This is a genomic window from Pseudoalteromonas sp. S1610, from assembly GCF_005887465.1.
Lineage (GTDB): Bacteria > Pseudomonadota > Gammaproteobacteria > Enterobacterales > Alteromonadaceae > Pseudoalteromonas > Pseudoalteromonas undina.
Genome location: NZ_PNDI01000041.1, coordinates 1 through 22,443, shown reverse-complemented (window position 1 = coordinate 22,443; position 22,443 = coordinate 1). Strand labels below are relative to the sequence as shown.

Genomic DNA, 22,443 nt, shown 5'->3' with positions numbered 1-22,443 from the left:
GTTCGAGGTTCGAGGTTCGAGAAATTTAAAAACCTTGCGGTTAACATCGCAAGGTTTTTTTATGCCTGTAGGCGGGGTTTACCTCGCGCATATTTTAGGTTCTAGGCTCGAAGTTCGGTGTTTAGCTCTAGGCTCGTCGATCGAAGTCCGCGGCAGTGAATTTTAGCACCGTGCTTGGCTTAATCCTTACCTAAAACCTAGTTCCTCTTCACTAATATAAATACAGCCTGAATCAGCTAAAAGTAGAGTAAATTATAAATATTCAGAAAGTAAAACACCGAGTTGCTAACTCGGTGTTTTAATGTAACTAGCTGATAAATTGCTAAAGCATGGCGCCTTTACCAGTTTTAGGTAAGTTAACTACATTGCAGCCACTGGTATGCTCTTTAAAATTTTCATGTCTTGCATTCCATACTAAGTCACAAATCCCATCTGTAGGATTAAAGCTAGTTGGCGCATCGAGAAGTAATTGACGAATTTTTTCATGATCAAAGTTATGACAAGCTGTATCTAGCGCGTCTATAAACACATTAAGCTCACTAAGCGGTAACATCACTTCATTTGCAGTCATAATTCGTTCATGAGTTGTTTGCCCTACGTTATCCCCTATTAATAGCTCTTCGAAGAGTTTTTCACCTGGGCGCAACCCTGTGCAAAGTATTTCAATATCGCCATGCGGGTTAGATTCACTTTTAATTTCAAAGCCAGATAGCCTGACCATTTTTGTCGCTAAATCTTTAATTTTAACCGAGTCGCCCATATCGAGCACAAATACATCGCCCCCTTTACCCATAGCGCCTGCTTGTATAACAAGCTGTGCGGCTTCAGGTATGGTCATAAAAAAACGAGTTATGTCTGGGTGAGTCAATGTTATAGGCCCCCCCTCTTTAATCTGACGACGGAATAATGGAACAACTGAACCTGATGAGCCAAGCACGTTACCAAAGCGCACCATGCAAAAGCGTGTATTATGCTTAGCACCTTGTTCTTGAGCTAACCCCTGTAAAACGAGTTCAGCCATTCGCTTGGTTGCCCCCATAACATTGGTAGGACGAACTGCTTTGTCGGTCGATATAAGCACAAAGGTTTCTACTTTGGCATTTACCGCTGCCTTTGCCGCATAATAAGTACCAAATACATTATTACGTACCCCCTCAACTACATTATGCTCAACAAGTGGTACATGTTTGTATGCAGCGGCGTGATAAACCGTGTGAACACCAAAAGCTATCATTACAGTTTCAAGCCTGTTAATACGCTGCACGGAACCCATAATAGGTATTAATTCTATTGAAAGTTGATTATGAGTAACATATTCACACAATTCTTTTTCTATTGAATAAAGAGCAATTTCACTGCGTTCAAATAAAATTATTTTTACGGGATTTTGTTTAATAATTTGTCTGCACAACTCAGAGCCTATAGAACCACCTGCGCCTGTAACCATAACCACTTTATTAGTAATATTTGCAGCCATTAAATCGGTTTTAGGAGTGACAGGGTCTCGGCCTAATAAATCCTCAATTTCAACCTCCCTAAATTCAGAAAGCTTAGCCTTACCTTCAACTACATCAGCCATTCCAGGAATAGACAAAACTTTAATTGAAAGCGGCTCTAATTGAGCTAATACCTCTTTACGCCTTGCTCTAGATACACTAGGCATAGCTAAAAGTACTTTAGTCGCTCCTCGCTTATCAATTAATTCTTGAACATCTTTAAAAGCAATTACAGGTATACCTTGAACAATAGAGCCATGTTTAGCAATGTCATCATCTATAAAAGCACGTACCAGGTATTCTGGACCTGCATTTAAACCATTTGCCAGTTGAAGACCTGCAGACCCAGCACCATAGATGATAACAGGTTCTTTACAACTAGAGCCTTGGTTATTAGCTAAAATAGCCCTAACAAAAAAGCGACTACCACCAACTAGTATTATCAAAAACGCAGCGAAAACAGCGGGAACAGTTCTAGGTAAGGGGGTTGCCAAATAATAAGCAAGGATTATTAATGACAAAGTAGATAATAAAACAGATATAGTAATTGAACTAGCAGCCTTGCTGCTAAGATAACGTATTACAGCTCGATAAAGGCCTAATTTAATATTTATTAGTAATGACAATGGAATTAAACATACAAGTAACAACCAATACTGTAATTCGCTAAAAATGCTAACCGTATCCAATCTTACAAGCATTGCCAACCAAAAAGCTACAATAACAAATATTAAATCTGCAAATATGCTAATCAACCTTTTTGCCGGCCGTGAAGCTCTGAACAAAATATTCATAGTGGAATTGGTTACACTCATATGTCGTTTTTAAATCCTGATGTTCTTATAGAAGGGTCGCTAATATTTTACTTCGCTTCATTACAGATAATAGTTGCCAATAAGAATTATCGAGCATTATACACATATATAGTTTTTTTACTTGCAGCCATTATCAAATTGAACAGCTTTCCGCTAAATAATTCAGTTGTTCTTGCTTAGCAAATCCCTTAATTCTTTTTTGGATAGGGATTCATAACTTTTATACATTGATTCACTACCATATCGAGATAAATGATTATCATCAAAAAATAAAGGCCGCCCTAATGAATCAAATGGGGCATAGTAATCTTTCACTTCTGAATATGGTTCCCAGAATAAAAGATCATTCTGACTTGCAAAATGCCTCATTACTTTATTAGCTTCTTGGAAATCGTTCATATGCTGGAGTTTATAATCACACTTTCCAAAAACTCTATTACAATTCCAGAGCTTAGATATAGATATATTCCATTTTGGTGTTTGGGCCATAATCACAACAGTTTTGTTTTGTTTTTTCAAATCATCAGACAATTTTTGAAGTGAGTTTAAAAATAATTGTTTTTCATTTGATAGGACTGTGTCCCATCGTTGAGATATAACCACGATATCTGCTTTATAAGAGTTAGAATTAAAATAATTATTAACCAAACTACATTTCTTTGAATTATTTGCTACACCACAACCTCCAGTAGCAACCAACTCTAATTTGTATCCAGCCTTTTTTGTATACCTATCAAAAAAATCAAAATAATGCTCAGCATGGCTATTCCCATATAAAATCATTAACTCTTCAGAACTTGAGTCGCCGCCAATACAGCCTAAATTAACTAGTGAAGGGCATTTAGATTTGTTCAGATGCGAGAAGGCCATACTACCTGATATCTTATCATTCGAAAACCGTTCATAAAATCCTTGATGAAGAACAATTGCTATAGCCATTCCTCCAATAATAAGCGACGGAGCCATTAATAGATTTATAAAGCTTTTCTTAAAAGACCATTGCTTTGCTCTAAATGGTACTTCAATACAAAAATAACTGATTAATGAAAAAATTAGAATTAAGAATATACAAACCATTACAATTTCAGAAGAAAGGTGCCCCGCATTTGAATTAAATACTGTAAGATATTTTGCATAAGCTAAAATAGGCCAATGTATCAGATACAAGGAGTATGATAATAAACCTACCTTTACCAAGGGTCTCAAAGATAAAACCTGATAGGAAAAATTAGATTTAAAAATAATCAAACATGCAGTAGCCAAGCAAACTGGTAACGCCAAAACGCCTGGGAATACCATTGTCTTATCTATATAAATAAAACTTAAAGTAATAATAGCTAATGAAATAACTGATAAAAACGTTTTTATTTTGTCATTTAAGAGTATGTTTTGCTGTTTTAAAAGAATAGCGGTCATACTTCCAATAAGTAACTCCCCCGCTCTTGTCAGCAGCATATAATAACTCCAGCTACTTAACTCGTCATCCATCGACATCTTAGTCGCAATATAAAAAGATAAAACTGTAATCACCATCAGAGATGCTAATAATTTACTCCTTAATTTCAAAGTAGTCATCATGAGAAGCATTAGCATAGGGAAAATAAAATAATATTGCTCTTCAACAGCTAAAGACCAAGTATGTAATAATGGCCATTCTTCAGCTGAAGAGTCAAAATAACCACCGCTACGTAATGAAAAGTTAAAGTTAGATATAAAAAATAACGTCGAAGCAGCCGAGAAACCTAGCTTATAAAAATCATAAGGTAATAAGATAAAATAACCAAATATGATTGTCAGCAAAACCATAAAGAAAAATGCAGGTAAAATTCGCTTCATCCTGCGAATATAAAAACTCTTTAGAGAAAATTTGTTATCTAAAATCTCAGAGTAAATAATACCTGTTATTAAATAGCCTGAAATGACAAAGAAAACATCAACCCCTAAGAATCCACCACTTAGCCAGACACCTTTAATATGATAGATTATTACACTTAGTACAGCTATAGCTCTAAGCCCGTCAATATCCGAGCGGTATTTTGATGTTTTCAAAAAACTCTCCAAATAACATTACTTATCAAAGCATATTATCAAAAAACAATAAATCATCGTGAATGGAACAGGCTTCTCTTTTCATTTGAGAAAGAGAAACCGAAAGATTATACAGAGTTTTATCATTAAACCTGACTCAAGTTCTCTACCGAATCAATTTATAAAGAAGCTGCTTTAAGCACAGAAGCTATTACTGAGCAGGACAATTGAATTTCTTGGATAGTAAGAGTTGGGTGTACTAAAAACATGACACTGCTTTCTCCCAGCTCTTTTGCATTTGGAAGCCTTTCTTTTGGTCTGTAAGCTGTTCCATCAAATGCTTTTTCTAAGTAAACCTCTGAACAACTTCCTTGGAAACAGGGGACACCTGCAGCAGTTATTTCATTAATAATACGCTCACGGTCCCAGCCTGCAACTAAATTTTCTGTCCTTATAAACATGTAATGCTTGTATTCAGCATGTTTAATATGATTAGGTACTTTCACTAGACGAATACAACTAAAATCTTTTGCAGCCTTATCTAATAATGCCCCATAAGCTTGACGTTTTTCGGTCCAATCATCCATTCGTGTTAACTGTATTCTACCAATAACAGCCTGCATTTCAGTCATGCGCCAGTTTGTGCCAAAACTTTCATGTAACCATCTAAAGCCTGGTGGATGCTCACGGTTATAAATAGCATCAAAGCTCTTGCCATGATCTTTATAACTCCACATAGCAGACCACAACTCTTTAGAGTTAGTTGTAACCATGCCCCCCTCACCACCGGTAGTCATAATTTTATCTTGGCAAAAGCTCCATGCACCAATATGGCCGATACTGCCTACTGAGCGGCCTTTGTATTTAGCACCATGCGCTTGTGCACAATCTTCTATTACATAAAAGCCATACTCTTCACTTAGCGCCATTATTTCATCCATTTCCGCAGGCATTCCCGCCAAATGCACCACAATAACCGCTTTAGTTTTAGGTGTTAATACCGCTTTTATTGACTCTGCTGTAATAGCTTGGCTGTTTAAGTCAACATCTGCAAATACAGGGGCTGCTCCAGCAGTTACAACACTGGAAGCCGACGCTAAAAAAGTACGGGGTGTAGTTATTACTTCATCGCCAGCACCTACGCCAAGCGCTTTTAAGGCTATATCAAGCGCTAATGTACCGTTACCTAGGGCAACTGCATATTCACTATCAGCCCATGCGGCAAATTCTTTTTCAAATTCACGACCTTCAGTACCAGTCCAATAATTAACTTTATTTGATAAAATCACGCGACTAACGGCGTTAGCCTCTTCAGCCGTGAAGCTAGGCCAAGGAGAAAAAGTTGTATTAAGCATTTTTTAACTCTTTGTAAAGATTTATTAGCGCACCCCAAGTATCTTGTATAGAAAACTTTGGAGACCAGCCTAAGTGCTTTAGTTTATCGGTTGATATGGCTAAATTTCTTTTACTTAAGTGAGATTCAGAAAATAAAGGCGCAATTGTTGAGTTCTCTTCTTTAGCCAATAACTTGGAGACATTAGCTACAAATTCCAGCATAGTTATATTATGACCTCCAAGATTAAATACCTCTGGTTTATTATCTAGTCTACCGCTTGCATAATACTCTATGATAAATGAAATAGCTGAAGAAGCATCGTCGACGTCAATGAAGTTTATAATATTATCAGGAGCTTGGTAACTAAAATCACTTCCAGAAATTAAATTATCCAAAATTTTAAAAGGTATCTGGTCTTGAGGGATACAAAGACTGCCCCCCCAGAGTCTACCCACCCTTAAGTTAATAACTTTTGTTTGTTTATTAGTAGTGTTGATTTCTTGAAAAGCATTTTCAATAGTTGCTTTAGACATTGAATAGCATGATTGAATATCTAATTTATCCTCTTCAGAAAAACTTTCTTTAGAATTATCACCATAAACTGATTGTGAAGAAATATTTATTATTAAATTTAAACCCGACGCCTTTGCTATCTCTGCTAATTTGATATTAAATAAAGTTGACTCATAAATTCGCTGACTTCCATGAGGTGGCCTTGCCGAGGCGAAATTGATAAGAGTATCAGAGTAATTCAAAGCTGATGACAATGACAGCTCATCACAATCTAAAAAAGATACTGAATTGAAATTCTTTATGAATTTATCATCATAGAAGTTTTTAGCACCTTCTATATCTCTTGATGACAGCAATAACTCAGTTTTCTCTGAATTTTTACAAGTAGCTAGCTTGTGTAAGTAATTCTTTGAAAACCAACTATTAGCCCCAGTTACTAGTATTCTTTTATTTCTACTATTTTGACTATTTGAATTTAATGAATTAGTTCGACACGCAACTTGCCGTGCACCTAACTTATCTATGTTAAGGTACAAAGAAGTTGCTTGAGAGTTATTTGGGTTGTGAAACTCTCTAATTAAAGTTGAAACTTCATTAAAACCAAATAATGCACGGTTACCTGTAATACCAGTAAACCTTAAATTCATTTCAAAAAAGATAAGTCCGTTTTCAGTTAGCCGGCCTTGAATATTAACAGGACCAACAACCTTTTTTTTACTTAAAAACTTTGCAATCTCTTTTACCTCTTCAACAATTTCAGCATCGTCTATAGGCTCTATTTGGATAGGAACACCATCTTTTAGTCTATTTCTTGAAACAAAAACACCTAGAACTTTTGAAAGGGGAGATAATACTATTTGAACTGATATCTCAGAAGCTTGCTCTAAACGTTTTTCTTGTACTGCTTTACTTAAGCGTTTAAATTCGGGATCTGTAACCTTTGGAAGTAAATAAGGCTGGATAACATATTGGGTTAAATCAATGTCGTCACAATCTTTAAAAACATCAGCTACACTGTGAAAAATCTTAATCCCATTCGATGCAGAGCCTCCTGAAGGTTTAGCAATTGCAGGGAAAGATATCTCAGGGAAAGATTCTGGGCTATCCATATACTGCACAAGCTTTACAGTAGAAACTATATTAAATTCCTTTGAGTAATCGGTGTACCATTGGTATTTATCTCTGGAACTTGCAACAATATCTGAAGGTGCAACTATAACCTTAACGCCTATGCTATTAAATAATTCAATATTACTGCTTAGTAAATATAGTTCAGTATCGTTACCAGGAATAAGGACATCAATATTATTAACGGCACATGTATCAAGTAAAAATTTTAGGTAACCTGACTCAGATATCCTTAAAGACTTTACAAAACAGTCACATTGTGTCCTGGCAAATACATTATCATTGATATCTAAACCTAAAATCCAATAGTGATTAGATAAATGAGAAATTGAATCAACTACTGATTGCCCAACGCCTCCCCCAACAGATGTAACAGCGACTCTAATCATTACTTTTTTCCTTAATATAACTTGGATCTTTATCTAGCCTTATAATAGACATATCGGAATCACCCTCTACATCGCTTCTCCGAATAACCTTAATTGCGGTCATAAAAATAATCCACAAATCAAAAAGGAATGATTGCTTATTAATATAATCAATATCCAAATCTAACCGAGCCTTCCAAGTTATATTATTTCTACCACAAATTTGTGCAAGCCCTGTAAGCCCAGGCCTTACATCATGTCGTCGCCGATGATAGTTAGAGTAACAGTTCAAGTAATCTGGGAGTAAAGGCCTAGGCCCTACTAAACTCATGTCGCCTTTTAATATATTATATAATGATGGTAACTCATCAATACTAGAACGTCTTAGAAAGCTTCCAACTTTTGTTACCCGTTCTATATTTGGTAACAAGTTACCCTTTTCGTCCTTTTTATTTGTCATACTGCGAAACTTAAAAACCCTGAACGGCTTGCCATTCAAGCCGATCCTTTCTTGGGAAAAGAACACAGGGGCTCCCATAGAAAAGACCACAAGTATGCTAACTATAAACAAGAGTGGGCTTAACAATAGTATTGCTGTTAAAGTAACGATTATGTCAAAAAATCTCTTCATACTTTACGCCCTTTAAAAAATTCATATAGTATATTTTTGTTTGAAGAACTAAAAAAGAGCTTACCAACATCATTAGCTTTAGATGTAGTCTCTTTAACATTAAAATTAATTACGGGTTGAGTGAGTTCAGCAAAACACTCCATGGAATCACCAAAAACCGAAGATAAATTCATATTGGTAAAGTTAACAATAAAAACAGAACAACCAAAATAATAAGCTTCGTACAACATTGTTGAATTATACCCAAAAACATAGTCAAAACTATAAAATAGCGAATAATTATCGCAGATTTGATTATCAAGTACAGTTACGTTTGTATTAGATAAAGCTACTGAATAACGCTCTCTATATCCTTGAATGTCTTGAGGGTGTAGTTTTAGTACAAAATTGCAGTCTCTATTATTTTTAGCGATGAGATCGAGTTCAGTATTAATTTGTTCATATAGTTCAGGTTGAGAAATAAATAATACTTTTTTTAAATTTTGTTTTTTTGCAGGTTTTTTTACTATTAAGTTATTTCTTTTATCTTCGATATACTTAAAACCAAAAGAAATCACCTGAGTCTCATTGCCTGCCCATTTATACCCCTGACACCAATAATCACCAAATGCAAGGAAGTTGTTAACACCAAGTAAACCGTCATTTTGTTCGGTGTAACTAATATCATTCGCAAGTGTAATGCCATGTTGAAGCTCTGATGTTTCAATCATCGCCTTATTAGCACAATAAATTAGAGAAAGATGCAAACCACGATTAGTAACAATCACCTTTTGAGGCTGGAATATTTTTAGTAAATAATTGTTAAACAGGTTTTGTATATGAAATTTTGCAATTTCACGAGAGGTAGACTTTATAATAAATGATCTATCTGAAAATATCGGCTCTAATTTATTGGCTAAAGCGCTTAAATCTGCTTTATACCTTAACCTGTAAAAGAAGGAAAAAGCTCTAGAGTAAAACTCAGTAAAGTACACAAAAAAGTCTAAGTTCACAATAGGACATTGAGTAGCTCTTCTACTAAAGTGCTTGGCTTTAAATGGCCTTTCAATCATCACACAATCTTTAGAATTCAATTCATTAATTATTGGGTCATGAAACTTATCAATAGCTTGACTTCCATCTTTTGTTCTCCGAGAGAAACCAACAAAAAGAAACTTTCTTCGGCCGAGCCTTATAGCCATCATTAGTGAAAATAAAGAAACAATAGAATTATATATAACACTAAGTAAGTGACTAAGCTTTAATGTCGAGTGATTTCTAACCCCAAAAACTCCTTCATTGATTAAAAGCTTATCAATGACAGAGAGTCTAATCAAAGGCCATACATTAAAATCATTAATTAAAATATCATCAATTTTAGATTTACTGATGAACTCATTAATAACTTTTACTTCATTACTGTAATTCAAGATTTCTCCGTGTGTAATATTTGTACTTTCACTAATTTTTTCATTTGTTGCTGTGACTGGATTAAATAGAATAAGACAAAATAAAAAACCCAATCACCTCGCCCAGCTAATACTTGGATATCAGATACCCCTCTCGCTAATATTACCAACATGAGGAAAATCACGGGATAATACTTTCTCCTCCAGCTTAAAACAAGAGAATAAGAAACCAAAAACATAAAAAACAATGAATAAATCAAGCCAAAACTACTATGAACACTTAGATACGAGTTGTGCAAGTTATTGTTAAATTTATTCATCAACTCTAATTCAGCTAATTTAACTCCTAGAATTAAATTAGTACCATCCAAACTAGATAAATACTCTTTTATAATATTTTTTCTTGATAAGTCGTGCATACCTCGCGAAATAATCCTAGCTAAAAAATCATTTGTATATAAATAATCAATCAAAAATACTAATATTGTAAAGACTGACATAAGCATTAACATTCGGACTAGTAATTTTGATTCCCGCTTAAATTTTTTAGTCACATCTATTACATAATTTAATGAATAAAATGCGAGCAATACAAATGACAAAACGATGCCAGCGCGACCGACCGCATATATACAAAAAAAGCAAATAGCAAGATTAAGAACAATAAGCCTACCACTCACTGTATAATTTTTAGATAGAGCAAAATATGCAAACAACCCTAAAAATAAAGTTACAGCAACAAAATTACGAGAATTTAAAGGAAAAAAATCTTCAGCAGATATGCCATTAAACGCATAATACGTAAACATCACTAAGGAGAATAGCAATGGTAGTAAACATGCAGTCAAACTCTTGATTGGCTTAAGGTAAGAAAGTGTATAGCTAAAGAGAATAGAACAGATTAAAAAAATGCCGACTTTAACATCATATAAAGAGCTACTTTTCACTATTGGCAAAAGTATGGAAATAACAATTATGAAGAATATAAAAAAAATCTGTTTATTAATAATATAATACTGAGCTTTGAGTGTAATACAAAACGAAACAACTGTAAGTGCTAAAAAAGGGATCAGTAATACTGGAAAAATAAAGCTATTAGCAAATAAAACAGCCATAAGAACGGATAAATATTGATTCAAGTTAAAAAACATGGATAACGCCTTAAATTAGAGCCTAACTTTACTATGTTGCTTTGAAATTAAACCAAGGCATAGGGTACACTTTAATAGCGACCCACCACACTAAAATGAATCGACATAACATGGATATTGCAAAAGCAAAACCTGCACCAACAAACCCATAAATATCAATAAAAATATACAATAACCCTATATGTATTATCCCAGATAACATTGACACTGCTGACAAAGGCAAAGTTCGTTTAGCAAAAAAGATATAATTTGTTACCATTAAATACATACCAGCAAAAATTTGGCCTAACACCAACCATACTAAAACGGATGAAGCTCTGGCGTATTCATCTCCAGCAACTATATCTATCGCAATTGAAGCTAAAAAGTATGTTAGTAATGGCAGTATAAACAAAGAAATACAACATATATAAGTATACCTTACGATCTTTGCTTTCATTTCAAAATTATTAACTAGAGTTAGCTGCTCATAAAGCCAAGGGGCAAAGGCTTTATTTAAAGCATCAAATACGACCTTTAAACCCATACTAAGCTGCATAGCAACCATATATACACCAACCTCACTTATTCCCAATTTTTCTTTAATAACAACCCTGTCAAACGAAGACAAGAGAAAGAGACCAAAAATGTGAGGGATGAGCGGAATACCAAAGCTGCAGATCTCTTTATAATAACCTATGTTAAATACAGCTATATCGTACAAGCCATCTTTTCTTAATAAAGCCAGTGCAACAATTGTAAACAAAGCTGATGAAATTAATTGTGCATCAACCCGCCCTTCACTACCTAGGTCTAGGATCACAACAAAGAATAGAGAAATTAATAAATTACATAAGCCAAAAGAAATCTGAAATATACCAAATTTTTTTGCTTTCTTACGCACTTGCCATTGTACTAAACGTAGTTGAATTACAGAGTTTGCTAAAGCAACAAGAACAGTCCCTATAATAAAGTATTTAGTTATTCCTAATTGCTCTTCTATGAAGCCTGCGAACAGTAGGATAAACGAAAAGGTAATTAAGGTAGTTAAAAATATAATTTGAATACAAGAACCTACAAATTTAGCCTGGCCAAACTTATCGTCCCCTAATTCATAATACATATTAGTTGCTATACCATGAACAGAAATCCCTACAAAAGCAGTTAGTCCAACTGACAAGGCTAAAAACATAGTTACTTCCCCATACTCAGCAGGAGTTAAATAGCGAGTAAGCAGGGGTAACAACAAAAAAGGGATAGAAGCATTTATTATATTAGCTATTAAATATATTCTTCCATTATTAATAAGATCGCTTTTTGACATAATTTTAGTTAACTATTGACCATAAAGTTTTAATGCTAATACTTGATTCATCTGTAATTACCAATCAAAAAAGGTATCTAAATTGATTTCAAATACCCTTACCGAAGATAACAAAGTTGCTCTGAGCGTCTAACCCCTTTCCTATAAATTTTTTTAAAGGTTCTCCAATGTCAATTTTCTCATTTGTTTCACTCTCACAGATCAAATGATCTAAACCAGCGAGACGGTGTAATTTAAACCACTCATATCCACTATCACTGACATCAAGCCAATCGAAGAATGGCTTGATGTTTACCTTACTTTTAGTGTAATGGTTTATTAATTTATGCCCTATTTCAGTCGTCAATCGACCATGGCGTATCTCACGGGCAACATGATCTGTTACTTTCCTATACCCAACCCTCTTATACTTGAGTAAATCATGTAATTGATAATAAACAGAGCTACCTGCACGTTCATAAATATCAAAGGACGAATTATTAGATTGAGGTTGAAAGCCAAAACTTACAACACTATTATTTTGAGCTATGGGATCCCATCGATAATAATTACTCAGATATAACCCCTTTACACCTCTGCGGTCTAAAGCTGAAATATTTGGATACTGATAATAGTTTAAATGTCGTAAGTCCACTTGAGCACCGTTACCTATGAGCTTATCAGTATCCACATTAAAAAGGTCATGCTCCTTACGGTACCATTTGCTCATTTGCGCAACATCGTTGTGCGAAAATTTACCAACCTGTTCAACTGATTGATTCTGCCCCCAAATGATAAGTGGAATATTTCTTTCGTGGGCCACATGCACAGGAAAAGAAGTGTGCAACTGTAAAAAAGGCAGCATTATATGATCAAATTTTCTCAATGATGTTCTTACTAGCTCTTTATAAACTCTAATATCAGGGTTAAAAGTAAAAGAATCAACATCAAAATAGGTAATTAGCTGATGAAGGTTTTTCCAGCCAATATCATTTTTAAAATAATCATTAACACAAACTACAAGTGGTGATAGCCCTAGCTCTAAGACCTTTGACAAAGTAAAGTAATCTTCTGCATCGCCCACTACAGGTACAACACAATCATACTTTTGCCCTTTCTTTTTAAATTTAAGTAATTCTAATGATAAGCTTTCTCTTTTTCTTGCCCAATCTATAGAATCTTTTTCTTTGTGTGTAACGCAACCTGAACATTCTCCATCAGTAATCATCAAACCAAATGGATGAGTTATAGGGTAGTTGCATTTAGGACAATTTTGCTGCATTTTTATAACCTGTAATTGAGTACTCTTGGTGTAATATTTTGTTGTCAACTAATACTGACGCTATTTTATTTTGTTTAGCTTTCTTAACGTCACCTTTACCAATTCCACCACTTACAATAACCTTGTTGTGATCAAATGGAATATTTTTTAATATCAACCAGTCAAAGCTATCATTCATTCCTTCATGTTCTGTATCAAATAATATAATTTCATTTGCTAATGTATTTATGAATTGAGTATCCACAGAGTCTAAAGTCATATAATCGTTAGTTGAGGGGTTATATACTTGTATTTCATTTGATTTTATAATTATCGGTAATAAGCATTGAATTGCTTGATGACCAAAAAGTTTTTTTGCTGCTAGTATTAACTTTTCATTTTTTTCTAAAAATGCTGATGAAAAAATTAAGCGCTCTATTGGTAGCCCTTTAAGCAATTTTAGATGCTCCAATGTTCTGACCCCACCACCAAAGCTAATAGGAGTCATACAACTAAGTTGCTTAACAACCTCTATATCTTTTTTAAACAACTCAAAGTTATCATCATTCTTTACTGGACGAATGATAGCAACTTCATCACAGTGATATTCTTCAAGTGAATCAATAATCCCTTGCAACTTTCCTAGTGGTCGCTTTAAATTCCATTCATATGACTGAATACATTGCTGATCAAACAGTAGTACCGTTGCACCAACTCTCATAATACTTTCCTATAAAATCATTGAAATTAGTTCTAAACCTGTGATCTGACTTTTCTCAGGGTGGAATTGTATTCCAATTATTTTACCTTTTATAAACAACCCCGTATATTGCGAAAAATTGTCTGAAACAGGCGTGAAAAAAGAGTTTTTTTCATTATTTACAACTCCATATTCGTGGTTATAAAAAACTCGACCATCTAACAAACGCTTTTTAGTCAATTTATGCTGAGCATAAAATGACTGTTTGTTCATATCGTTTATTCTAAATTTTAGTGGTTCCCAGCCATTATGTGATATATCTGGCCCGAGTCGCTCAACATAACCATCAATTAATCCCAAACAATCAACTCCACCATCTTCCTCTGAATATTTAGTCATGATTTGAAATCCAAGACATACTCCAAGCAGTCGTCCACCATTAAGTAAATGTTTTTTAATTGCAACATCATACCCACCAGCTAAAATACGCTCCATATATGAACCAGCAGAGCCAACACCAGGTAATATAAGGAGATCTGAGTCTATATTTTCTGCTTTGTTAACGACTCTTGCGGGAACATTTGCTTGCTCTATCCAATTTTTGATTGAAGAAATATTTCCGCTACCAATATCTAAAATATCAACTTTCATGGTCGACCCCTACTGTAAATTTCTTTAAAGGGCGGGCACCTGGACTTGTGTTGAAAATATCTTTGTTTACCCAGTTATTAGTAATATCCCAAAACTCTGTCACAGTAATGCCTACATATTCTGTATAGCGCTTTATAATTTCATCAGAACAAAGACCATCATATTTTTCTGCAATAATGATTGCCTCGTCTCTTGATATGTTACCGGAACGAATTTTCTCATTAACAAAATCTGTTGCCCTACCAAATCCAAACTTAAAGAATTTAAGCATCATATTAATATTTGTAAACTCTTCATCTAGCATAGATGCATTAGATAAATCACCAGTATCTAACTCTTCACCAGGTCTAAGTGTTAATCCTTGCAATGACGCATATATAGAATTGTCGTCATTACTCCAATCGTCCCATGCAGCACCTAAATAAAAAATATTAATCTTTTTTTTCTCAAACTCAATTTCAGTAGGATATAAATAGTGCTCAGATAAATATGGGAAACTTACTGCTTTTTTTAACCAGTCAACCCCACCTGATGTTAATGTATTTAAATGCCGTAAGTTATTCCCATCAAACTCATCAAAACCTTCTACGGCGGAGTCACCAACCTGTAATGCAGGATTTTCTCCCCAGAATATTGTATTTACTCCCATTTCAATAGCTAAACGCGGTACAGTAGAAAATAAGGACATTTCTGTAGATTTACAAACATTACCGAATTGTTTAAATGACTCCAAAGAAAGCTTGGCTGCTGTCTGAGGTGCAGGAGTTGCAGCAATTATATCAAATCCCATCTCGATTAAATTTGAAAGGTTTTTGGCTCCAATTTCAGACATTTGCTTCGGGGGGTATGCGCAGCAAACAAGCAATGGTCTCAGACCTAATCGATCACGTACCCAGTGAGCTTGACGAGTACTATCCTTTCCGCCACTGACACCAACAATGCAATCGTATGCCCCCTTATTCCTTTGCTTGGTTCTACTCTGCTGAATCTTATTTTGCAAAATTTTTAGCTTTACACTTGAACCACCTACAGCTTCCGTACCTGAATAAGTACAAGCTATGCAAATACCATCACTAAAAGAGGCATTGGGCCTTAAGTTTGTAGTTAAACATTTTATACAATATTTCATAGATTAACTATCCAGTAGCTCGTGTGTTAATGCTGTACCTTGTTCAATATTTTTTGAAGCTCTTTTACCTAATACAGAGTTATAGAATTTTGGAGACAAACCATAGCCAGGCCTAATACTTCTAACATTTTCAGAAGTAAGAAGTTCACCTTTAGCAACATCCTTTACTACATATAATGATCGCCTAAAGATTGCATTACCTTTTTCGCTTTCTTTACGTTCATAATTTACTTTACCAACCGCTTCCCATGCTATTTTAGAATCTCTACACAACTCTAATAACTCTGGCTTTTCTAACGAAAAGCTGTCATCCGGCCCACCACCATTCCTATCAAGCGTTACATGTTTTTCAATTAAACATGCCCCTAGTGCAACTGAAGTAATCGCAGTCGTATTGTCGATAGTATGGTCTGATAGACCCGTTAATACATCAAAACGTGTGGCCATGTCTGCAACAGTCGCCAAATTATAATCGCCTGATGGCGCTGGATAACCACTTACACAATGTAGTACTACTAACTCTTTACAGCCTGCATTTTTTGCTGTTTCTACGGCTTCACGAATTTCTTCTTCATGTGCCATACCCGTTGAAATAATCATTGGCTTACCTGTTTTAGCAACATATTCAATCAAGGGTAAATCAATGGCTTCAAATGACGCTATTTTATAAGCAGGAGCCCCCAGTTCTTCCAGCAAGTCAACTGCTGTAAAATCAAAGGGCGAACTAAAAATAGTAATACCTAATTCTTTTGCTTTCTCAAAAAGAGGTTTGTGCCAGTCCCAAGGCATATGTGCTTCTTCATATAAATCATACAGAGTTTTACCGTCCCACAACCCCCCTTTAATTAAAAATTCAGGGTTATCACTTTTCATTGTTATGGTATCAGGCCGATATGTTTGCAACTTTATTGCATCCGCACCGCAATCTTTTGCCATTTCCATTATTTTATAAGCGTTTTCTATATCACCGTTATGGTTTGCCGACATTTCAGCAATGATGTACGGTGCATAGTCTGCACCAATTTTTCTGTTATCTATGCTAATAAATTTATTCATAAATCCCTCACTCTACGGGTTGTCGAGTAAATTGCTCTTCATTAATTCGTTGATAGCCGGCTCGGCTAAACAAAGCTTGTGATGCTGTATTTTCTTTTAGTACAACAGCATGTATGATTTCTGTAGGATGTAATATATCTACTTGTTTCAAAGCGAGTTTCGCAACACCTTTACCAAAGTGCTCTGGTGCTATAAAGATGGAAATGATATACGTATCTACTGCTGTCATATCTAACCTGACCACGCCTACGGGAGTCTTTTTTTCATCTTCCCCATTGGTTAACTCAATGATATAAAAGTAGTCATTTTTACTTGCTAGCTTTTTAGTCATCCAAACCCGATGCTCAGCTAAACTCGGAACGTCTTTATTAAGTGCATAACGTCGCGTTTCGGGTTGAGATTGCCAAGCGTACACCTGTTCAACATCAAGCTGTGTCGCCAATCTTAGGGTTAGTGAACCGCTAAGTAATTTAGTAATATGCTTCATTATTCGCTTAACACCTTGCCCATCACATAACTGCAGATTTATTGTTCTCATTTTTGAATAGTCTGCAATTAACTGCTCATACGCCTTCATTAAGTTTTTACTAATTGCTTCTAAATCGACGCAAATTGCAGCACCCACGGTTTCTAAATTTTTACAAATAGTCTGCTGGTTATCAGCAAGTGCTATAACAATACTAGGTAACCCGACACAAGCACGCTCCCATGATGTTGAGCCTGGCGCACCAATGGCAATATCATGCTCACACATGAGAGTAGCCATGTCATCTACAAAATCGATGTGAGTCAACCACGCGCTATGCTTTACAGCAAACTCTTTAACACATTTATAGTGAGGTGCTTTAGGGCTAAGCAATACAGTTGTTATTGGCGGATTAACACTTTTTTTTAAAACATCAAGTACATGCAATGTAGCATTGGGGGCATCTATACCCCCCATAGATAATAATAAATGCGGTGTATTCAACAATGTATTTGGAGCTATCAATTGTGATGAATGTCGATGCGAAAAATGAGTGTTTATAATGGCATATTCCGTGCCTGTTAAGACGACGGCCTTAGAGCTTAATAAATGATATTCACTTGGCTCTCTAAGCAATGTTTGATCTATAATCAAGTCTGCAGCATGCTCTCTTACTAAATCGTCAATTGCAATAATTTTACAGTTATACGCTTTTTTTACTACCTTATGCCACTGTGCACCAATACCATAGTGGTCTGTAATGACTAAATCAGGGCTATCAAATGCAGTAGCGCATTCTTGAGCATCATCATACTCAGTGACTTGTAACCACGCGGCATAATCCGCAGTCGAGTTTGGTACTAACCAAGCCGCAGGTTGCTGTAATTCATAAATAGAGAAGCCACGCTGCTTTATAAGTGTCACTAAATCGCCGTTTTGAGGACGAGTGGCAAATAAAACGTCGTGCCCTTCTAGTTTTAACCTATCAGCCAATACTAAGCAACGCATAATATGGCCGCTGCCTATATAAGAGGACGCATCAGACCTAATTACGACCTTTAGCATTCAATCGCTCGGAACAAAGCTTCTGCTAACTCCCAATCTTCAGGTGTATCTATATCTTGTACTCTTTTACGTGGTAACAAAACAGCCTTCGAACTTGTACCTAAAATAGGCTTCCCTGCTATAAATGCGTTGGCAGTGCCCCAATAAAACTGTCCGGCATCATGATATGCTTCTTCGAGATCTTGCGAACGAGTATTTAAATGTTCTGGCTGAAACATTTCTACATATTGCTCAGAATTCAGTTTAATAGCTCTTTGAATCGGAAAGGGAAAACTAGTAGCGCTAAATGCGTAATCAATAGCATTTTCAGTTAGCTCTTTTAGACCCTTTTGAATAAATTCAGGCGTTAAAAAAGGGGCTGTTGCATAAATACAACATACATTTTTAATACCCCAAGCTTGTTGCTCAGTAAATTCAATAGCATGTTTTATTACGTCAAGTGTAGTGGCATAATCATCAGCAATATTAGCCGGTCGCATAAAGGGCACTTCTGCACCATATTTTATAGCAACCTCAGCTATTTCTGCATCATCAGTAGATACAATTACTCTATCAAAGCACCCACTGTTTAAGGCGGCATTAATGGAATAAGCAATCATTGGCTTACCATGAAACTCTTTAACATTTTTTCTGGGTATGCGTTTACTGCCTCCACGGGCAGGAATAACTGCAATATTCATGATTAGACTTCTAATATTTGTGTTAATTTACTTATAACTTCATCTTGCTGTTCATAGGTCATACCATGAAACATAGGGACAGAAATTGCGTTAGCGTAGTAGGCTTCAGCGTGAGGGAAATCACCTTGTTTAAAGCCCATTTTTTGATAATAAGGTTGTAAGTGCACTGGAATATAGTGCAGATTAACACCTATCCCACTCTCTCTAAGTTCATCAAATACTTGTTTATGAGTTTTTGAGATTTCTCCAAGGTTTAAACGAATTACAAATAAATGTAAACCCGAATACGTATTAGGTAACTGATAAGGTAGTACAATTGGCAAGCTCGCAAGCTTATCATTATAACGCTCGGCTAATTTATGGCGTGCAGCTACAAATTCTTCCAAGCGCGAAATTTGCGAAACACCCAATGCAGCTTGCAGCTCAGTCATGCGGTAGTTAAAGCCTAAATCAACTTGCTCGTAATACCATCCACCGTGTGAAGTATTTTCCATTAAGGCTTCATCACGCGTGATACCATGGCTGCGGTAAAGCACCATTTTATCTGCAAGTGCTTTGCTATTTGTTAATGCTGCGCCACCTTCGGCAGTGGTAACAATTTTAACTGGGTGGAAGCTAAATACAGTAATGTCGCTGTATTCACATGAACCAATTGGTTGCTCTAAATATCGCCCACCTATTGCATGTGAAGCATCCTCTATTATTTTAAAACCGTATTCTTTTGATAACGCATGGATTGCTTTCATGTCACATGGCTGACCACATAAATGCACGGCTACTAAAACCTTAGGTAAGGTACCTAGATTTTTAGCTACAATCAGCTTTTGTTCCAACGCTTTCGGGCAAAGGTTATAGGTAGTTGGGTCAATATCAACAAAATCTACCTTTGCGCCGCAATACAAGCCACAATTAGCCGAGGCTACAAAGGTAATAGCCGTTGTCCACAAGCTATCCCCCTCACCTAAACCTAATGCTAAGCAAGCAATATGTAAGGCTGATGTAGCGCTATTAACAGCTAATGCGTAATGAGTACCAGTTACATCCATTAATGCACGTTCAAACGCGGGTACTTGAGGTCCTTGCGTTAAAAAGTCTGATTTTAAAACATCAACAACCGTATCAATATCTAACTGAGTTATGTCTTGCTTTCCATACGGTATCATTTCATTAACCTTGTACTTCAAATGATGGATCGACGTGCTCAATAATAAGCTGACGCAAACCTTCTACGGTTTCCCATTCTGTATTGGTCCCTGAGTTATATTTAAAGCCGAATGGTACTTTTTCCGCTTTATGGTGCGCAACATACTCTTCTTCTGTATATGTATACGATACAGACGGTAAAATTGCATAGTAAGGACCTAAATCAATTGTATTTAGCGAGTCTGTGTCTGTTATCATTTCTTCATGCAGTTTTTCGCCAGGGCGAATACCAACGTCTCGTGTTTGGCAGTTAGGTGCTACTGCCTCTGCAATATCTAATATTTTATAAGATGGTATTTTAGGAACGAAAATCTCGCCTCCTAAATGGTGACCTAGTGCAAACATGACTAAATCAACACCCGCTTGCAAAGAAATGTTAAAACGCGTCATTTCTTTATGTGTTATTGGTAATTCACCGTTTTTTCGCTTTTCTAAAAAGAAAGGAATAACAGAACCACGAGACCCCATTACATTGCCATAGCGCACTACACTAAATTTAATATCTTTGGAACCACGTATATTATTAGCAGCTGCAAATAATTTGTCAGACGCTAACTTAGTAGCTCCGTATAAATTTATAGGGGCACAAGCCTTATCAGTTGATAGCGCAACTACATCTTTAACACCACATGCTAATGCTGCATGTATAACATTTTCAGCCCCATCAATATTGGTACGAATACATTCAGTAGGATTATATTCCGCTGTATCAACTTGCTTAATTGCTGCGGCATGTATAATTACATCAACCCCTTCACAAGCCTGAGTCATACGCTCTTTATCACGAACATCGCCGATAAAAAAACGTAACTGCGGGTAATCATATGCAGGATACTCTTGTTTAATAACTGATTGTTTTAATTCATCACGAGAATAGATAATTATTTTTTTTACGTTAGGGTAACGAGCAAGAATTGTCTCAATGAATTTCTTACCGAAAGAACCTGTACCACCTGTGATTAAAACCGTTTTATTGTTTAGCATAACCTATCCTACTGTGCATTTTTTTGTAAAAAATACATCATAATTAATAATATACATATCTCAAAGAGAAGCTTTTAATTATGCAAAAAGCTATAGCTTCTCGCAAAGAGTAATAGTCATTTTTTTTTCGAAAAATACCTCATCAAAACGATAAAAACACTTAAAATACAGGCCAGAAGAATACTTAAGATCACAATCAAGCCTCTTTTGGGGCTAAATTTTTCTTCTGGGACAAATGCGGGATCTATGGTTTTAAATGCATATTCATCACGTACATTAGCGAACATAATGGTTTTTGTTTGCTCTTCAACTAATTTATAAAGTACGGCACGGATATCAGCTATTTTAGTTTGTTCTAGTTGCTGAGTTAGAAAGCTGCTACTTTTGTTTGCCTCTAACACATCGCGCTGCTTCATGCTGGCGTTTATATCTTGTATTAACCAGCTTACCCATTGCTGAGCAATAAATGGAGAGACGTGCTCTATAGCAATTATGACCATGCCATTCTCTGTATTTTTATTTGCACTCACAATTTCACTAAACTCTTTATATGCCTCTTGCATTGAAGGCTCTGGTTTAAAAGGTAATTCAACTTCGCGAATCCATTTATTTTGATCTTCAATATACAGTTCTTCATCATAAATAACTGTATTAGTTTCCCGGTTCCATGATTTAGCTGCCATTAAATCGGGCAGTATATTGTGCTTTTGAATAAACTCGCTGGTGAATTGGCGCGATTTAAGTACCTCAAGCGCTATTTGCGTTTTATCGACCCCGCCACCTGAACCTAAGTTAACCCCGGCTAAACTTGCGAGCCCACCAAACTGACCGGCTAAAGCTCCCAAACCACCTTGTTGATCTTGCTCTGCAGGGGCAAGTAGCGCCTCAGACTTATAAATATTTGGTTGGTTAATGGCGTAAAAAACAGATGCAACAGCAAATAAGGTAGTTATGGCAATAATTATCCACTTGCCATGCCAAATAGCGGTAAATAGTTCGCGAAGGTCTATTTCGTCATCAGCAATGTTGTTTTGCATTGGCATATTTACTTGGTTTAGATTGTTTGAGTTGTTTTCCATTTAAATCTCATAAGTTCAGCTATCAGCTATCAG

The 22,443-nt window shown here is 35.7% G+C and carries 18 protein-coding genes; all 18 read right to left on the bottom strand.

What is annotated here, in order from left to right; translation table 11 throughout:
* Nucleotides 1-322 precede the first annotated feature (322 nt).
* Complete coding sequence (locus tag CWB77_RS13670) at nt 323-2,311, bottom strand: polysaccharide biosynthesis protein (RefSeq protein WP_502705060.1); 1,989 nt, start codon at nt 2,309-2,311, stop codon at nt 323-325.
* 162 nt (nt 2,312-2,473) lie between these two features.
* A complete protein-coding gene (locus tag CWB77_RS13665; protein ID WP_171043276.1) occupies nt 2,474-4,360 on the bottom strand; it encodes an acyltransferase family protein in 1,887 nt (628 codons plus the stop codon).
* A gap of 158 nt (nt 4,361-4,518) precedes the next feature.
* Nucleotides 4,519-5,694, bottom strand: coding sequence for a DegT/DnrJ/EryC1/StrS family aminotransferase (locus CWB77_RS13660; RefSeq protein ID WP_138623194.1), 1,176 nt, complete (start codon nt 5,692-5,694; stop codon nt 4,519-4,521).
* Nucleotides 5,687-7,705 carry an NAD-dependent epimerase/dehydratase family protein gene (locus CWB77_RS13655; protein ID WP_138623192.1) on the bottom strand — a complete coding sequence of 673 codons (2,019 nt, stop codon included), beginning with the start codon at nt 7,703-7,705 and terminating at the stop codon, nt 5,687-5,689. The genes CWB77_RS13660 and CWB77_RS13655 overlap by 8 nt, the downstream gene beginning before the upstream one ends.
* Nucleotides 7,698-8,315: a sugar transferase gene (locus CWB77_RS13650; protein WP_138623190.1), complete on the bottom strand. Its 618-nt coding sequence runs from the start codon at nt 8,313-8,315 to the stop codon at nt 7,698-7,700. Before CWB77_RS13650 ends, CWB77_RS13655 begins: the two co-directional genes overlap by 8 nt.
* On the bottom strand, nt 8,312-9,817 hold the full coding sequence (locus CWB77_RS13645) for a hypothetical protein (RefSeq protein WP_138623188.1): 1,506 nt from the start codon (nt 9,815-9,817) through the stop codon (nt 8,312-8,314). The genes CWB77_RS13650 and CWB77_RS13645 overlap by 4 nt, the downstream gene beginning before the upstream one ends.
* Complete coding sequence (locus CWB77_RS13640; RefSeq protein ID WP_138623186.1) at nt 9,721-10,854, bottom strand: hypothetical protein; 1,134 nt, start codon at nt 10,852-10,854, stop codon at nt 9,721-9,723. Before CWB77_RS13640 ends, CWB77_RS13645 begins: the two co-directional genes overlap by 97 nt.
* A 31-nt stretch (nt 10,855-10,885) precedes the next feature.
* A complete protein-coding gene (locus CWB77_RS13635) occupies nt 10,886-12,157 on the bottom strand; it encodes an oligosaccharide flippase family protein (RefSeq protein WP_138623184.1) in 1,272 nt (423 codons plus the stop codon).
* A gap of 88 nt (nt 12,158-12,245) precedes the next feature.
* Nucleotides 12,246-13,418, bottom strand: a complete 1,173-nt coding sequence (locus CWB77_RS13630) for an N-acetyl sugar amidotransferase (protein ID WP_138623182.1) — start codon at nt 13,416-13,418, stop codon at nt 12,246-12,248.
* Complete coding sequence (locus tag CWB77_RS13625; RefSeq protein WP_138623180.1) at nt 13,399-14,118, bottom strand: HisA/HisF-related TIM barrel protein; 720 nt, start codon at nt 14,116-14,118, stop codon at nt 13,399-13,401. The genes CWB77_RS13630 and CWB77_RS13625 overlap by 20 nt, the downstream gene beginning before the upstream one ends.
* Nucleotides 14,119-14,127: 9 nt before the next feature.
* On the bottom strand, nt 14,128-14,748 hold the full coding sequence (gene hisH / locus CWB77_RS13620; RefSeq protein ID WP_138623178.1) for an imidazole glycerol phosphate synthase subunit HisH: 621 nt from the start codon (nt 14,746-14,748) through the stop codon (nt 14,128-14,130).
* Nucleotides 14,738-15,877, bottom strand: a complete 1,140-nt coding sequence (locus CWB77_RS13615; protein ID WP_138623176.1) for an N-acetyl sugar amidotransferase — start codon at nt 15,875-15,877, stop codon at nt 14,738-14,740. Before CWB77_RS13615 ends, hisH begins: the two co-directional genes overlap by 11 nt.
* Before the next feature lie 3 nt (nt 15,878-15,880).
* Nucleotides 15,881-16,933, bottom strand: coding sequence for a pseudaminic acid synthase (pseI, locus tag CWB77_RS13610; RefSeq protein ID WP_138623173.1), 1,053 nt, complete (start codon nt 16,931-16,933; stop codon nt 15,881-15,883).
* A 7-nt stretch (nt 16,934-16,940) separates the two neighbouring features.
* Complete coding sequence (gene pseG / locus CWB77_RS13605; protein ID WP_138623171.1) at nt 16,941-18,464, bottom strand: UDP-2,4-diacetamido-2,4,6-trideoxy-beta-L-altropyranose hydrolase; 1,524 nt, start codon at nt 18,462-18,464, stop codon at nt 16,941-16,943.
* Nucleotides 18,458-19,144, bottom strand: coding sequence for a pseudaminic acid cytidylyltransferase (gene pseF, locus CWB77_RS13600; RefSeq protein ID WP_138623169.1), 687 nt, complete (start codon nt 19,142-19,144; stop codon nt 18,458-18,460). Before pseF ends, pseG begins: the two co-directional genes overlap by 7 nt.
* 2 nt (nt 19,145-19,146) lie before the next feature.
* The gene (pseC, locus tag CWB77_RS13595) at nt 19,147-20,307 is read right to left on the bottom strand and encodes a UDP-4-amino-4,6-dideoxy-N-acetyl-beta-L-altrosamine transaminase (protein WP_138623167.1); all 1,161 of its coding nucleotides are present in this window, start codon (nt 20,305-20,307) and stop codon (nt 19,147-19,149) included.
* Nucleotides 20,308-20,311: 4 nt separating this feature from the next.
* The gene (gene pseB / locus CWB77_RS13590; protein WP_138623165.1) at nt 20,312-21,331 is read right to left on the bottom strand and encodes a UDP-N-acetylglucosamine 4,6-dehydratase (inverting); all 1,020 of its coding nucleotides are present in this window, start codon (nt 21,329-21,331) and stop codon (nt 20,312-20,314) included.
* 116 nt (nt 21,332-21,447) lie between these two features.
* Nucleotides 21,448-22,410, bottom strand: a complete 963-nt coding sequence (locus tag CWB77_RS13585) for a Wzz/FepE/Etk N-terminal domain-containing protein (RefSeq protein ID WP_138623163.1) — start codon at nt 22,408-22,410, stop codon at nt 21,448-21,450.
* Between the last annotated feature and the right edge of the window lie 33 nt (nt 22,411-22,443).